Origin of the sequence: Curtobacterium sp. TXMA1 (genome assembly GCF_020162095.1) — a bacterium.
Taxonomy (GTDB): domain Bacteria; phylum Actinomycetota; class Actinomycetes; order Actinomycetales; family Microbacteriaceae; genus Curtobacterium.
In genome coordinates, this window is sequence record NZ_CP083910.1 from 3,242,986 (window position 1) to 3,257,399 (window position 14,414).

Below are 14,414 nucleotides of genomic sequence, written 5' to 3' on the forward strand. Positions count from 1 at the left end.
ATGACGGACGTCCTCGAGCGCTTCTCCCCCGCGACCGCGGAGTGGTTCCGCGGCGCGTTCCCCGGCCCGACCGCGGCACAAGCTGGCGCCTGGGACGCGATCTCCACCGGACAGCACGCGCTCGTGATCGCCCCGACCGGCTCCGGCAAGACCCTCGCGTCGTTCCTGTGGTCGATCGACCGGCTCATCAGCGCGACCGACCGACCGCCGGCGAAGCAGCGCACCCGCGTGCTGTACGTCTCCCCGCTCAAGGCGCTGGGTGTCGACGTGGAGCGGAACCTCCGCAGTCCGCTGGTCGGCATCACGCAGACCGCCAGGCGCCTCGGGACGGAACCGCCGGAGGTCACGGTGGGTGTCCGGAGCGGTGACACCCCGTCCTCCGACCGGCAGCGGCTCCTGCGGCAGCCGCCGGACATCCTCATCACCACGCCCGAGTCGCTCTACCTGATGCTGACGTCGCAGGCGCGCGAGACCCTGGTGAACGTCGACACGGTCATCGTGGACGAGGTCCACGCGGTCGCGTCCACCAAGCGCGGCGCGCACCTGGCGGTCTCGCTCGAGCGGCTCGACGACCTGCTCGAGAAGCCCGTGCAGCGCATCGGCCTGTCCGCGACGGTGCGCCCTGCGGAGGAGGTCGCACGGTTCCTCGGCGGCCGCGCGCCCGTGTCGATCATCGCCCCGCCGGCGCAGAAGACCTTCGACCTCCGCGTCGTCGTGCCGGTCGACGACATGACCGAGCTCGGCGCCCCGCCCGTGGGTGCCGACGCGACCGAGTCGCCGACGAACGGGTCGATCTGGCCCCACGTCGAAGAGCGCGTCGTCGACCTCATCGAGGAGCACCGCTCGACGATCGTCTTCGCCAACTCGCGGCGGCTCGCGGAGCGCCTGACCGCCCGTCTCAACGAGATCCACGAGGAACGGGTGCTCGCCGCGGTCGCCGGACCGGAGGCCGAGGTCGCCGCCGTCGGCGCGGCCCCGGTCACGCAGTCACCGGGCCGGGCGTCCGCGCACGCCCCGGTCGCGCAGCCGAAGCGACCCCCGGCACAGGTGATCGGACAGTCCGGGCAGACCGAGGGCGGCGGGTCCGATCCGGCGGTCCCCGCACTCGCCCGCGCCCACCACGGCTCCGTCTCGAAGGACCAGCGCGCGATCATCGAGGACGACCTGAAGTCCGGGCGCCTCCGCTGCGTCGTCGCGACCAGTTCGCTCGAGCTCGGCATCGACATGGGCGAGGTCGACCTCGTCGTGCAGGTCGAGGCACCGCCCTCGGTCGCCAGCGGCCTGCAGCGCGTCGGTCGTGCCGGGCACCAGGTCGGCGAGATCTCCCGCGGTGTGCTGTTCCCGAAGCACCGCGCCGACCTGGTGAACAGCGCGGTCACCGTCGAGCGCATGGTCTCGGGGCAGATCGAGGCCATCTCGGTGCCCGCGAACCCGCTCGACGTCCTCGCCCAGCACACCGTCGCGGCGGGGTCGGTCGACACGGTCGAGGTCGAGCACTGGTTCGAGCTCGTCCGACGCAGCGCACCGTTCAGCTCGCTGCCCAGGTCGGCGTTCGAGGCGACGCTCGACCTGGTGACCGGGCGCTACCCGAGCGACGAGTTCGCCGAGCTCCGGCCGCGTCTCGTGTGGGACCGCGTGCACGGCACCCTGACCGGCCGTCCCGGCGCCCAGCGGCTCGCGGTGACGAGCGGCGGCACCATCCCCGACCGCGGCATGTTCGGCGTCTTCATGGTGGGCGAGAAGGCCTCGCGCGTCGGCGAGCTCGACGAGGAGATGGTCTACGAGTCCCGCGTCGGCGACGTCTTCGCCCTGGGTGCCACGAGCTGGCGGATCGAGGAGATCACGCACGACCGGGTGATCGTCAGCCCGGCGTTCGGGCAGCCCGGACGCGTGCCGTTCTGGAAGGGCGACGGGATCGGCCGTCCCGCCGAGCTCGGCCGGGCGACCGGTGCGTTCGTGCGTGAGGTCGACGCCGCGTCCGACGACGACGCCCGCACCCGGGTCGCCGCCGGCGGGCTCGACGAACGTGCCGTGACGAACCTGCTGACGTTCCTGCGCGACCAGCGCGCGGCCACCGGGCACGTGCCGAACGACACCACGCTCGTGGTCGAGCGGTTCCGCGACGAGCTCGGCGACTGGCGGCTCATCCTGCACTCGCCGTACGGCATGCAGGTGCACGCGCCGTGGGCCCTGGCGGTCGGCGCGCGCCTGCGCGAACGGCACGGCATCGACGGCGACGCGATGGCGGCTGACGACGGCATCGTCGTGCGGATCCCGGAGACCGACGCCGAGCCGCCCGGAGCCGACCTGTTCGTCTTCGAGCGCGACGACCTCGAGGCACTGGTCACCGACGAGGTCGGCGGCTCGGCGCTCTTCGCGGCTCGGTTCCGCGAGTGTGCGGCACGTGCGCTGCTCCTGCCACGGAGGAACCCCGGGCAGCGGTCCCCGCTCTGGCAGCAGCGCCAGCGGGCGTCGCAGCTGCTCGAGGTCGCCCGGAAGTACCCGACGTTCCCGATCGTGCTCGAGACCGTGCGCGAGGTCCTGCAGGACGTGTACGACGTCCCGGCGCTGCTCGGCATCTCGGACCAGATCGCCGAGCGCCGCATCCGCCTGGTCGAGCGCGAGACCGAGCAGCCGTCGCCGTTCGCCCGGTCGATCCTGTTCGGTTACGTCGCGGCGTTCATGTACGAGGGCGACTCGCCCCTGGCCGAGCGCCGAGCGGCCGCGCTGTCGCTCGACTCCACCCTGCTCGGCGAACTGCTCGGGCGGGCGGAGCTCCGCGAGCTCCTCGACCCCGCGGTCATCGCCTCGGTCGAGCGCGACCTGCAGCGGCTCTCCCCCGATCGTCGGGCACGCGATGCCGAGGGACTCGTCGACGTGCTGCGTCTGGTCGGCGCCCTCGAGCTGGACGAGCTCGTCGCCCGGAGCTGGGTGGCGGACGCGGGAGTCGACGACGCCGACGGCGCGGCCGCCACGGTCCGGTCGGCGCTCGAGACGCTCGAGCGCGACCGCCGCGTGCTCTCCTTCTCGCAGGGCGGCGCGACGCGCTGGTCCGTGATCGAGGACGCCTCCCGCCTGCGCGACGCCCTCGGCGTCCCGCTGCCGATCGGTGTGCCGACCGCCTTCGTCGAACCCGTCGCGGACCCCCTCGGCGACCTGGTCGGCCGGTACGCCCGGTCGCACGGGCCGTTCTCCGCGCAGGAGGCAGCCAGCCGGCTCGGGCTCGGCATCGCCGTCGTGCAGGACACCCTGCGCCGACTGGTCGCCGACCGCCGGGTGGTCGAGGGCGAGTTCCGCCCGGACCGCCAGGGCGCCGAGTGGTGCGACGCCGAGGTGCTCCGCCGCATCCGCACGAAATCGCTCGCGGCGCTCCGGCACGAGGTCGAGCCGGTCTCGCCGGACACCCTCGCCCGGTTCCTGCCGGCGTGGCAGCACGTCCAGGCATCGGGGACCCGCGGCGGACTCCGGGGCGTGGACGGCGTGCTGCAGGTCATCGACCAGCTGGCCGGGGTCGCCCTGCCCGCGAGCGCGTGGGAGACCCTGGTGCTGCCGTCCCGCGTCACCGACTACTCCACGAGCATGCTCGACGAGCTGACGGCCACCGGCGAGGTCCTCTGGTCCGGCGGTGGCACGCTGCCCGGGAACGACGGGTGGGTGCGCCTGCACCTGGCCGAGACCGCGTCGACGACCCTGGCGGAGCCCGACGGCGGCGAGACCACCGAGCTGCAGCGCGACGTGCTCGGGGCCCTGGCCGGCGGCGGCGCCTACTTCTTCCGGCAGCTCGGCCAGGCGGTCGGCAGCACCGACGACCAGGCGCTGACGACCGCGCTGTGGGACCTGGTGTGGGCGGGCCAGATCACGAACGACACCTTCGCACCGCTCCGCGCGATGCTCGGCGGGAAGGCGAGGTCGACCAGCGCGCCCCGCGCCCGGGCCTACCGGGGTCGCCGGCGCCCGACGCTGCCCTCGCAGTCCGGCCCGCCGTCGGTGGGCGGTCGGTGGTCGATCCTGCCGCTCGCCGAGTCCGACTCGACGTTGCGTGCGGCCGCCACCGCGGAGCAGCTGCTCGAGCGGTACGGGGTCGTGACCCGCGGAGCCGTGCAGGTCGAGGGCGTCCGCGGCGGGTTCGCCGGCGTCTACCGCGTGCTCAGCCGGTTCGAGGAGTCCGGTCGTGCACGGCGGGGGTACTTCGTCGAGGGCCTCGGGGCGGCGCAGTTCGCGACGAGCCCGACCGTCGACCGGCTCCGGACGTACGCGCGGGACCTCGACGACGACGAACGAGCCGACCCGGACCGCGAGCGCCAGGCACTCACCCTGGCGGCGACGGACCCGGCGAACCCGTACGGCGCGGCGCTGCCGTGGCCATCGGACGACGCGTCGGCGGACCCGGACGTCGACCCCGCTGCTGCGGTCACCGGGTCGGATGCCGGCGCCCCGACCGGTGCTCGTGGTGCAGCGGCGCCCGCACCCACCCGCTCGACGACCACGACCGGCCGCGGACACCGACCGGGACGCAAGGCCGGCGCCCTCGTGACCACCGTCGACGGGCGCCTCGCGGTCTACGTGGAGCGCGGCGGCAAGTCCGTCCTGACCTTCACCGACGACCCGGCGGACCTCGCGGTCGCCGCGCGCTCGATCGCCGCCACCGTGCGGAGCGGGCTGAGGAAGCTCTCGGTGGAGCGGGTGGACGGTGACTTCGTGCTCGAGACACCGCTCGGGTCGGCGTTGCGCGAGGCGGGGTTCACGGCGACCCCGCAGGGGCTGCGGCTGCGTGTCTGAGGCGACCAGGGCCTCCCGGCCGGGGCCCGACCGAGCCGGACCCGACCGAGCCGGACCCGACCGAGCCGGACCCGACCGAGCCGGACCCGACCGAGCCGGACCCAACCGAGCCGGACCCGACCGAGCCGGACCCGACCGAGCCGGACCCGACCGAGCCGGACCCGACCGAGCCGGACCCGACCGAGCCGGACCCGACCGGGCAGAGGCCGTCACGTCGGACGCAGCCCGCAGGGTCCGGACAGCGAGAGCGGAGGTGGACCGTGCCCGAGGGTGACACCGTCTTCCGCGCCGCCCGGCGCCTGCACACCGCGCTCGCGGGCAAGGTCCTGACCCGCTCGGACTTCCGTGTCCCCGCGTTCGCGACCCTCGACCTGGTCGGACGGACCGTCGACGAGGTCGTGCCACGCGGCAAGCACCTGCTGCACCGCATCGGCGACCTCACCGTGCACTCGCACCTGAAGATGGAGGGCCGCTGGGACGTCTACGCACCCGGAGAGCGGTGGCGGCGACCGGCGCACCAGGCGCGCGTCGTGCTCGACGCGGCGGACGTCTCGACCGTCGGGTTCACCCTCGGGGTGCTCGAGGTCGTGCCGCGCGACCAGGAGTCCGAGGTCGTCGGGCACCTCGGTCCCGACCTGCTCGGCCCCGACTGGGACAGCGACCGGGCGATCGGGAACCTGACGGCGGACCCGGCGCGCCCGATCGGCCTCGCGCTGCTCGACCAGCGGGTGCTGGCCGGCCTCGGCAACGTGTACCGGAACGAGCTCTGCTTCCTGCGCGGCATGCTGCCGACGCGGCCCGTGGGGCAGGTGTCGGACCCGGGGCGGGCCGTCGCGCTGGCGCACCGGCTCATCACGATGAACCGCGACCGCAGCAACCGGGTCACGACCGGGGTCGACCGGCCCGGGCGCCGGTTCTGGGTCTACGGCCGCGCCGGCAAGCCCTGTCTGCGCTGCGGGACGCCCGTGCGGCGGGGTGAGCTCGGCGACTCGGAGCTCACGCTGCGGGACACCTACTGGTGCCCGCGCTGCCAGACCTGAGCCGACCGCCCCGAGCCGGGGATCAGCGGTCGGCGGCCTCGACCGCGCAGCTCTCGGCACGCTTCGCGGCGTCGGAGTCCGCGCTGAACGCACTCGGCGCCGGCGAGGCCGACTTCGACTCGTCCGAGGTGGCGTCCTTGGCGGTCTGGTTCACGGCGTAGATGGTGCCGTCCCAGTCCTGCGCCGTCGGGTCGGTCTCCGTCGCCCAGATGGTCAGCTCGTCGTCGTTGGCGTCCTTGCTGTCCGACGGCACGATCGACGCGGCGAGGTACCAGCCGCCGTCGCCCTCGGCGACGTTCGCGAAGTCCGTGGTGTCGTGGGGGCCGACGGCGGTGCCGATGGCGTCGACGGCGTTGCTCGAGGCGACGGCGCACTCCGCGGACTGCGACTTCTGCTCGTCCCCCGGGACCTTGCCGACCGGGTCGATGTTCTGGGCGCCGCCCGGGTCGCACGCCGTCAGGAGCAGGGCGAGGGTGGCAGCGCCGAGCAGCGCCGTGGCGGTCTTGGCTCGCGTGGTCATGCCCTGGACGGTAGGCCGCTGTCCCCGTGCAGGACCCCAGAGCGTCCGGGAAGCGAACGACGGGCGGCACCGCGGTCGGAGGACCGCCGTGCCGCCCGTCCGGTGGGCGTGCGAGGACCTGTCGCTACGACCGACCTCGCGTCATGATCCACGCGAGCAGGTACGACCGCGTGTTCGCCGAGTCGATCACCGCGTCCGGCAACCGCTCCGCGTCGCGGAGTGCCGCCGCCGCGTCGTCCTCCCCGCCGAGCGCCCGGTACATGAGCAGGTAGTCGCCGAACTGCACGTCGTACCGGCCGTCCGGCACGGCTTCGTCGAGCACCCGCTGGATCTGCTGCCGCCCGCCCGCGTCGACGTACTCGCCCGCCATCGCCGGCATCGGGATGAGCTCGATGCCCGCGGGGGCCGCTGCGGCCGCGCTGAACCACGTGGCGTGGTCGCGCTTGCCGCCCCAGTTCAGGGAGACGATCCGATGCGTGAAGCCCGGGAACGCGGACAGGTCGGGGTCGAGCACGTCGCGCTGCGCCGAGGCGGCCTCGTTCGACAGCAGCCACGTGCCGGTCTGCTCGAGCGTCGACGACCCGGACACGGCGCCCCAGCGGGCGAGACCGTTCCAGGCCGACACCGCCTCGGACGACGACTCCTGGTTGTTGCCGTCGGCGAAGGGCGAGTAGCCGGACGCCCACGAGTGCTGCGCGTACGGGTCGTAGACGCGGAGCGCGGGGAACGACGCCGTCGCGGTCGGCGAGGCGATGTCCGCTGCGACGAGGTCCGCGACGGTGCGCCACTTCTGCACGAGGGACGCGTCGCCGTCGGCCACCATCGCGGCGGCGGACAGCACGTAGCCGTAGTGGAAGTGGTGGTCGTTGAACTCGTCGGACCCGAACGACGCCTGCTGCCCGACGAGGCCGTGCACCTCCGGGTCGTACGCGAAGCACCGTGCCGTGCGGCCACCGCACCCGGCGGGGTCGAACCACTGGTCGAGCTCGCCGACGACGGACGTCTTCAGCGCTGCGGCCTGGTCGTCCAGCCCGAGTGCGACGGCGAGCCGGTAGAGCGTCGCGACGCGGTACAGGTCCTTCCCACCGCCGTACGAGTCCGCGGCGTACGACGACGCGTCGACCTTCGACGCGTCCTGCCGCACCTGTGCCGCCAGGGTGTCCCGCTGGCCGTCGGTCAGGCCGGACAGGTCGAGCCGGTCGGACGGCTCCACCGTGTCGACGGCGTAGCGCAGCGCCGTCCCGGTGCACACCGGCGCCCGCCCCGTGATGGTCGCGATGCGCAGGTCGGTGCACGTCAGTCCCTCGGTGCCCTGGCCGGGCTGCGGCACGAGCACGCCGGCACCGCCGTCGAAGTCGTACGACAGCGTGGTGCGCTGGGAACCGCGGGACGCGCTGCGCTCCAGGGACGTGCCGGACAGCGGCCGTGCGGCGTCGACGAGCCGGGCGACCTGCGACGACGACGCTCCGTCCGGCGTCGGCAGGAGCACCACCGACCCGCCGCGGCGCAGGGTCACGCCCGACGCCGAGACGGAGCCGTCGCGCACGACGACCTGCCAGGTGCGGCCGCCGCCCGACATCGTCGCCGTGTCGTCGCCGGTCCGGTCGAGCGGCGAGGTGCCGGTCACCGTCTGGTCGCGGTCGGCGGTGTAGGTCACCAGCGGCGAGCCCTCGGCGACGACCGAGTGCCCGAGCACCGTGTCGCCGTCGCGGTGCTCGACGGTCACCGAGACCGCGTCGTACGCCGACACGAGGGTGTTCGTCGCCCCGAGGTCGAGACCGACCTGCGGCACGGCACCGCCGGCGATGGTCTTCTCGGTCGCGGTCACGTCCGGCAGTCCGGCCGCGAAGCCGTCGGAGGTGACCTGCCACGAGATCGGCGTCGGGAACACCGGCTGCGGGGCGTCCCCGAACACCAGGCCGGAGAACCAGCGGTTCGTCGGTGGCACGAGCCCCTCGGCCAGGCGCATCGTGCCGACCGTGGACGACGCGACGTCGCCCAGGGCGGCGACCGCGCGCGCCTGGGCCGACGAGTCGGTCGCGGTGGCCGACGGGGTCGGGCGGTCCGTGCCTCCCGTCCCGGTGCACGCGCTCAACAGCAGCGCGACGGACGTCACCAGGGGGACGACCAGGAGCGCCGGTCGGGAGGCCCGGCGTGCGCCCGCAGGGCGGCCGCCGCTGCGCAGGTGGTGCCGCACCTCCTAGAGCCCGATCTGGCGCGAGAAGTCGCGCACGGCGTCGGTGACGCCCGCCAGCGTGCCGTCGTCGCGCAGGTGCAGGGTCGCGTCGACCGGCGTCCCGGGGCTCGTGATGCCCGTGGACGGCGAGGCCGACAGCTCGGGGCTCTCGACGTCGACGGTGGTCTTCGCGCGACCGGCGTCGTTCGTCTCCACGCTCACGTTCTTCACGGTGCCGGTGATGGTGCGGTCGTCGGGCAGGCGGAGCTCGACCTCGGCGCCGTTCTGGATCCGGCCGTAGTCGCGGGGCGTCACCGTGAAGTTCGAGGTGACGAAGAGGCTGTCCGCCTTGTGGATCGTGCCGAGCTCGGAGCCCGCCTGCACGTACCCGCCGGTCTTCACGTCGATCTTGGCGACGGTGCCGGACACCTCGGCCTTGAACGTGATGAAGCCGTCCTCGCCGATGTCGTACGCGCTCGTCTGCGTGTCGGCGCCGACGACGCCCTTGCGGATGTCCTGGGCGAGCTGCAGGCTCTGCACCTGCAGGAGCTTCTCGCCCTTCTCCACGGAGTCGCCCTCCTGGACGTACTCCTCGGTCACGGTGCCGCCGTAGTCGGTGCCCACGGCGTACTCCTGCGCGGCGATCGCGGCCGATGTGCTGGCCACGGCGCTCTGCCGCTGGTTGAAGACGAGCGTGCACGCGGCGACGATCACCAGGACGACGACGAGGCCGCCGAACAGTCGGAGTCGGTTGGTCCAGGTCATGCGCGGGGTCCGTCCTGCATCTGCATCGCGACGCCGGCGATCGCGGCGCGCTGGGGTTCGAGGGTGTCGGGTCGGACGACGGTCGTCCGGACGGGGCTGGCGGGCGCCTGCGCGAGCAGCGCGGCCGGACGGACCGGCTCGACGCGGCCGCGCTGGCGGTCGGCGACGCGGTTCCGGGCCTGCTCGCGGAAGGCGGCCACGATGAACGCGGCGAACACCAGGGTGTTCGTGATGTTCCAGGCCGTCGCGAGGGTGAACTGGCCGTTGCCGGTGTCCCGCCAGACCGCCACGACGCTCGTCAGGGCGAGGAACACGAAGACGAGCACCTGCGGCACGATGAAGTTGAACGGTGACGGTGTCCGGCCGCGGTTCGCGCCGGTGACGTGCCAGGCCTGCTCCTTGCCGCACAGCACGTTCCAGAGCGCGCTCGCGTAGATCGGGAACGACACCGCGGCGAGCAGGAGCGTCTCGTAGCGGAACGATCCGAGCGCGTAGAAGGCCAGGACGACCTGCATGAGGTAGAAGCCGAGGTAGAACAGCACCCACTCACCGGCGCCGATCGACAGGTTCATCGGGCGCAGGTCGAAGAAGATCTCGAGCGGCGGCACCAGGAGCAGCAGGCCGGGGACGATGCCCGTCAGGTAGAAGCTCGCGGTGACGAGGTACTGCAGGCGCTGGTCCATCGTCAGGCGGTGCTTCGGGTTGAACGGGAAGTGCGTCAGCAGGATCTCGAACCCGCCGGTCGCCCAGCGCAGCTGCTGCTTCGTGAAGCCCTCGATGGTCTCCGGGGCGTCGCCGACGGCGAGGGTCATCGGGATGAACACGGACTTCCACCCGCGCTCGTGCAGCATCAGGCTGGTCCACACGTCCTCGGACTTCGAGTCCGTGTGCATGCCGCCGATGTCGTCGATCGCGCTGCGGCGGAAGATGACGTTCGTGCCGACGCAGAACGCCGCGTTGAAGCGGTTCCGACCGGGCTGGATGAACTTGTAGAACACCGTCTGCATGTAGCCGGCGCCGCGCGACACGAGGTTGTGCAGGTTGCCGTACGTCTGCGGCGTCTGCACGAACGCGATCGTGTCGTCCGCGAAGAACGGCACGGTCTCGAACAGGAACTCCGGCTCCGGGACGAAGTCGGCGTCGAACACGGCGTAGTAGTCGCCCTTGGCCAGGGTGAGCGCGTGGTTGATGTTGCCGGCCTTGGCGCCGTGCGACGACAGGCGGCGGACGTACCGTGCGCCGAGCTGTGCGGCGAGCGCCTGGACCTCGTCGCTCCGGCCGTCGTCGAGCACCCACGTGCGGTGCTCGCCGCGCATCGCCACCGCGGCGCGGACGGTCGCGGCGACCTTGGACAGCTCCTCGCCGTAGACCGTGATGAACACGTCGACCACGACCCGGCGCCCGCGCACGTGCATCGGCCAGCGGTGCGGCTGGTCGGTGAGGCCGTCGCGGTCGATGGTGTCCCGGTCGAACAGCGTGTCCTGCGTGTGGTGGAACGCGAAGTCCCGCGGGTCGGCACCACCGGACAGGATGGTCCACATCGACAGCAGCGCCTGGCCGACGAGCACGCTCTCCGCGACGATCACCAGGCCGTACGGCAGGAAGTCGCCGCGGTTCGCCGGGTCGAGGAGGAACACCGCGTAGGCCATCACACCGAGGGTCGCGACGAGCACGATGAGCACCATGACGGGGCTGTGCGCGCGGCTCTCGGAACGGGGCCGCACGTGCGCGACCTGCTCGGTCTGCCGACGACGGCGGGCACGCTCGCGGTCACGCGGGGTCAGCTGCTGCGGGAGCGGCTGCTGGACGAGCTGCGCCACGTCGGGTGACTGCGGTGGAGCGCTCCGGTGGTACTGCGGAGCACTGGCGTCCGGGCGCGAGCGACGGACGTCCGTGGGTGCGGACATGAGGGTCTCCTGTCGGGTCGGGAGAGACTCACGGCCCGCAGGCAGGGACGCCGACGGGTCGCGAGACGGGCGTCGGCGACTGTGGCGACATGGGTCCGGATCCTTCGGGGTCCGGCTCGGCGAGGGACCAGGGATCCTGCGCCGGGGAGGTCGCGACCGAGGGTGCGGTCGCGGTGTTCGGTGTGTCGAGAGCGGTCGTGCGGCGACGGCCCGTGCCGTCGGTCGTCTGCGACACTACGACCCGCTCTGCTCGCCCGTGTGTCCGTCCCGTGAATCCCGCAGGACCCCGCCGCTTCTTGCGGTTTCCCGCAACGCCGCGGTGCGGGACCCGGGATGCGGTCGGCCCGGTCCGCTTCCGGTTGCTCCGGCTCCGGTTCTCGTTCCGCGGGACGCAACGAAGGCGGTTGCTCGCAGCGGTGCAGCGCTGCGAGCAACCGCCGGGGTTGCGTCCCGCGGAGGGGTAGTCAGGCGGCGGAGCGCTCGGCGACGGGGCGACGACGGAGCTCGGGACGCAGGAGCGCGGGCGGCTGGTACTGCTGGTCGAGCCGGGTGACGTCGGTGCCCGGCGGGACGATCGCGTCGATCCGGTCGAGCACCTCGTCGGAGAGCGCGACGTCGGCCGCGGCCAGCAGGTCGTCGAGCTGCTCCACCGACCGCGGTCCGATCAGGGCGCTGGTGACGCCCGGGTGCGCGATCGCGAACGCGAGGGCGAGGTGGGTCGTGGGTATGCCGGTCTCCTCGGCGAGGGCGACGACCTGCTCCACCGCGTCGATCCGCCGGTCGTCCTGGTCGTGTCGGAACATGCCGGCCCGCGACAGGTCGTTCTGCTGGCCGCGACGGAACCGCCCGGTCAGCATGCCGCCCGCGAGGGGACTCCACACGAGTGCGCCCATGCCGTACCGCTGGGCGACCGGCAGGACCTCGCGCTCGATGCCACGGCTGAGGATCGAGTACGTCGGCTGCTCGGAGCGGAAGCGCTCGAACCCGCGGCGCTCGGACGTCCACTGCGCCTCGACCTGCATCGAGGCCGGGAAGTCCGAGGACCCGATGGCGCGCACCTTGCCGCTCCGCACGAGGTCGGTCAGGGCGGACAGGGTCTCCTCGAGGTCGACCGTGTCGTCGGGGCGGTGCGCCTGGTACAGGTCGATGTGGTCCGTCTGCAGGCGGCGGAGCGAGTCCTCGACCGCCGTGGTGATCCACCGACGGGAGTTCCCGCGCCGGTTCGGGTCGTCGCCCATCGGGCCGTTGAACTTGGTGGCGAGGACGACGTCGTCGCGCCGCCCCTTGATCGCCTTGCCGACCAGCACCTCGGACCCGCCCTGCGAGTAGCGGTCCGCGGTGTCGACGAGGTTGATGCCGGCGTCGAGCGCACGGTGGACGATGCGGATGGAGTCCTGCTCGTCGCCGTTGCCGATGCGGCCGTCGGTGCCGAGCATCATGGCGCCGAGCGCGAAGGGGCTGACCTGGATGCCGGTGCGGCCGAGGGTGCGGTACTGCATGGTGGTGCCTCCTGTCGGTGGCGCTCCGGTGCCGGCTGTCGTAGGCTGACGTGAAGCGGAACGCTCTTCCGGAAGCATACGGAACGGCTTTCCGTTTCCGCAACCCCATCTCGTGACCTCGATCGGAGACTCCGTGCGCGCCGACGCCCGCCGCAACCTCGACGCCCTCGTCGAGGCCGCCCGTCAGGTGTTCGCCGACCACGGCGTGGACGCTCCCGCCAAGGTGGTCGCCGATCGCGCCGGTGTCGGCGTCGGCACGCTGTACCGGCACTTCCCGCAGCGCTCCGACCTGGTGGTCGCGGTGTTCCAGCAGGCCGTCGAGGAGTGCGCGGACGCCGCCGCGGAACTCGCCGAACACCACGCCCCCGACGAGGCCCTCGCACGATGGCTCCAGCGGTTCACGGGGTTCGTCGCCACGAAGCGCGGCCTGGCCGCCGCACTCCAGTCCGGTGACCCGGCGTTCGAGGGGCTGCACCCCTGGTTCATCGGCCGGCTCGGCGGGGCGCTGACCGGACTCCTCGACGCCGCCTCTTCCGCGGGGACGATCCGCAACGACCTCGACGCCACGCAGCTGCTCCGCGCGGTCGCGGACCTCTGCCACGGGGCACCGACCACCGAGCAGAGCCAGCAGCTGGTCGGGGTGCTGGTCGACGGACTGCGCTGGCGGGCGACCGTCTGACCCGCAGCAGCCGCAGCCGCAGGCGCCGGCGGCCCCGGGTGTCCCCGGCCCGCCCCCGTCCGCCGCTCGGGCGCTCAGCCCGGCTGGTGCAGTCGCTCGCGCGCGGTCGCCCGTACGGCCTCGGTCACGCGCTCGAGCAGCGGCGACGCCAGGTTCCACCGCTGCCACCACAGCGCCACGTCGGCCCGTCGGCCCGGGGTGAGCTCGACCAGCGCGCCGTCGCGCAGGCCGTCGAGGCACTGGGCCTCGGGCAGCATCCCCCACCCGAAGCCGAGCGACACCGCACGCGCGAAGTCCGCCGAGGTCGGGACGAAGTGCCGCGGCCCACGCGGGGCGTGCCCGAGGACCCGGCGGAGGTACCCCTGCTGCAGGTCGTCGTCGCGGTCGTAGTCGACCAACGGGACCGCGTCCAGCCGCGTCGTCATCTGCCGCTCGGACACCGCTCCGGCGAGGTACCGGTCGACGAACGCGGGTGACGCCACGGCCCGGTAGCGGTCGACGCCGAGCGGTACCGACGAGCAGCCCTGCACCGGGTCGGCCTCGGCGGTCACCGCGGCCATCACCGTGCCGGCGCGGAGGAGCTCGGCGGTGCGGTCCTGGTCCTCGCGGTGCAGGTCGAACACGACCTCGGTGTCGACCCTGACGAGGGCGAGGGCGTCGAGGAACCAGGTGCCGAGCGTGTCCGCGTTGACGGCGAGCGGGATCGACGGCACAGCCGGACCGTCGGCGTCTCCGACCGCGCCGAGCGCCCGGGCGGTCTCGTCCTCGAGCAGCCGGGCCTGGCGCGCGTGCCGCAGGACGACCTCGCCGTCGGCGGTGGGCACCACAGGGGTCGTGCGCTGGAGCAGTACCCGACCGAGCTGCTGCTCCATCGCCTTGATGCGCTGCGACACGGCGGACGGCGTGATCGCGAGCGCGCGGGCCGCGGCGTCGAGCGTGCCGTGGTCGGCCGCGGCGAGGAGCGTCTCGAGGTGGTCCCGCTGCAGACGGAGCATGCAGCGCAGCTTACGGTGCTGCAGGAACGTGAGCTGTACTGAACCCACCGGTGC

At 73.3% G+C, this 14,414-nt stretch carries 9 protein-coding genes; 3 read left to right on the plus strand and 6 right to left on the minus strand.

The genetic code is table 11. From position 1 onward, the window contains the following. A complete protein-coding gene (locus LCG91_RS15325) occupies nucleotides 1–4,779 on the plus strand; it encodes an ATP-dependent helicase (protein WP_224441910.1) in 4,779 nt (1,592 codons plus the stop codon). 260 nt (nucleotides 4,780–5,039) lie between these two features. After that, nucleotides 5,040–5,819: an Fpg/Nei family DNA glycosylase gene (locus tag LCG91_RS15330; protein ID WP_058728575.1), complete on the plus strand. Its 780-nt coding sequence runs from the start codon at nucleotides 5,040–5,042 to the stop codon at nucleotides 5,817–5,819. 22 nt (nucleotides 5,820–5,841) lie between these two features. Here LCG91_RS15330 and LCG91_RS15335 read toward each other — a convergent pair whose 3' ends face one another. The 5 genes from LCG91_RS15335 to LCG91_RS15355 form a co-directional block, all read right to left on the minus strand. Continuing rightward, nucleotides 5,842–6,339, minus strand: coding sequence for a hypothetical protein (locus LCG91_RS15335; RefSeq protein WP_058728574.1), 498 nt, complete (start codon nucleotides 6,337–6,339; stop codon nucleotides 5,842–5,844). A gap of 124 nt (nucleotides 6,340–6,463) precedes the next feature. Continuing rightward, a complete protein-coding gene (locus tag LCG91_RS15340; RefSeq protein ID WP_224441911.1) occupies nucleotides 6,464–8,455 on the minus strand; it encodes a glycosyl hydrolase in 1,992 nt (663 codons plus the stop codon). Nucleotides 8,456–8,539: 84 nt separating this feature from the next. After that, nucleotides 8,540–9,280 (minus strand): HlyD family efflux transporter periplasmic adaptor subunit, encoded by a 741-nt coding sequence (locus tag LCG91_RS15345; protein WP_224441912.1) that lies wholly within the window; start codon nucleotides 9,278–9,280, stop codon nucleotides 8,540–8,542. Next, nucleotides 9,277–11,187, minus strand: a complete 1,911-nt coding sequence (locus LCG91_RS15350) for a glycosyltransferase family 2 protein (RefSeq protein WP_058750486.1) — start codon at nucleotides 11,185–11,187, stop codon at nucleotides 9,277–9,279. Before LCG91_RS15350 ends, LCG91_RS15345 begins: the two co-directional genes overlap by 4 nt. 464 nt (nucleotides 11,188–11,651) lie before the next feature. Then, nucleotides 11,652–12,686: an aldo/keto reductase gene (locus tag LCG91_RS15355; protein WP_058750487.1), complete on the minus strand. Its 1,035-nt coding sequence runs from the start codon at nucleotides 12,684–12,686 to the stop codon at nucleotides 11,652–11,654. A 112-nt stretch (nucleotides 12,687–12,798) separates the two neighbouring features. On the opposite strand from LCG91_RS15355, the gene LCG91_RS15360 reads away from it, so the two are divergent. Then, nucleotides 12,799–13,365: a TetR/AcrR family transcriptional regulator gene (locus tag LCG91_RS15360; RefSeq protein WP_224441913.1), complete on the plus strand. Its 567-nt coding sequence runs from the start codon at nucleotides 12,799–12,801 to the stop codon at nucleotides 13,363–13,365. Nucleotides 13,366–13,439: 74 nt separating this feature from the next. Here LCG91_RS15360 and LCG91_RS15365 read toward each other — a convergent pair whose 3' ends face one another. After that, complete coding sequence (locus tag LCG91_RS15365) at nucleotides 13,440–14,360, minus strand: LysR family transcriptional regulator ArgP (protein WP_224441914.1); 921 nt, start codon at nucleotides 14,358–14,360, stop codon at nucleotides 13,440–13,442. Between the last annotated feature and the right edge of the window lie 54 nt (nucleotides 14,361–14,414).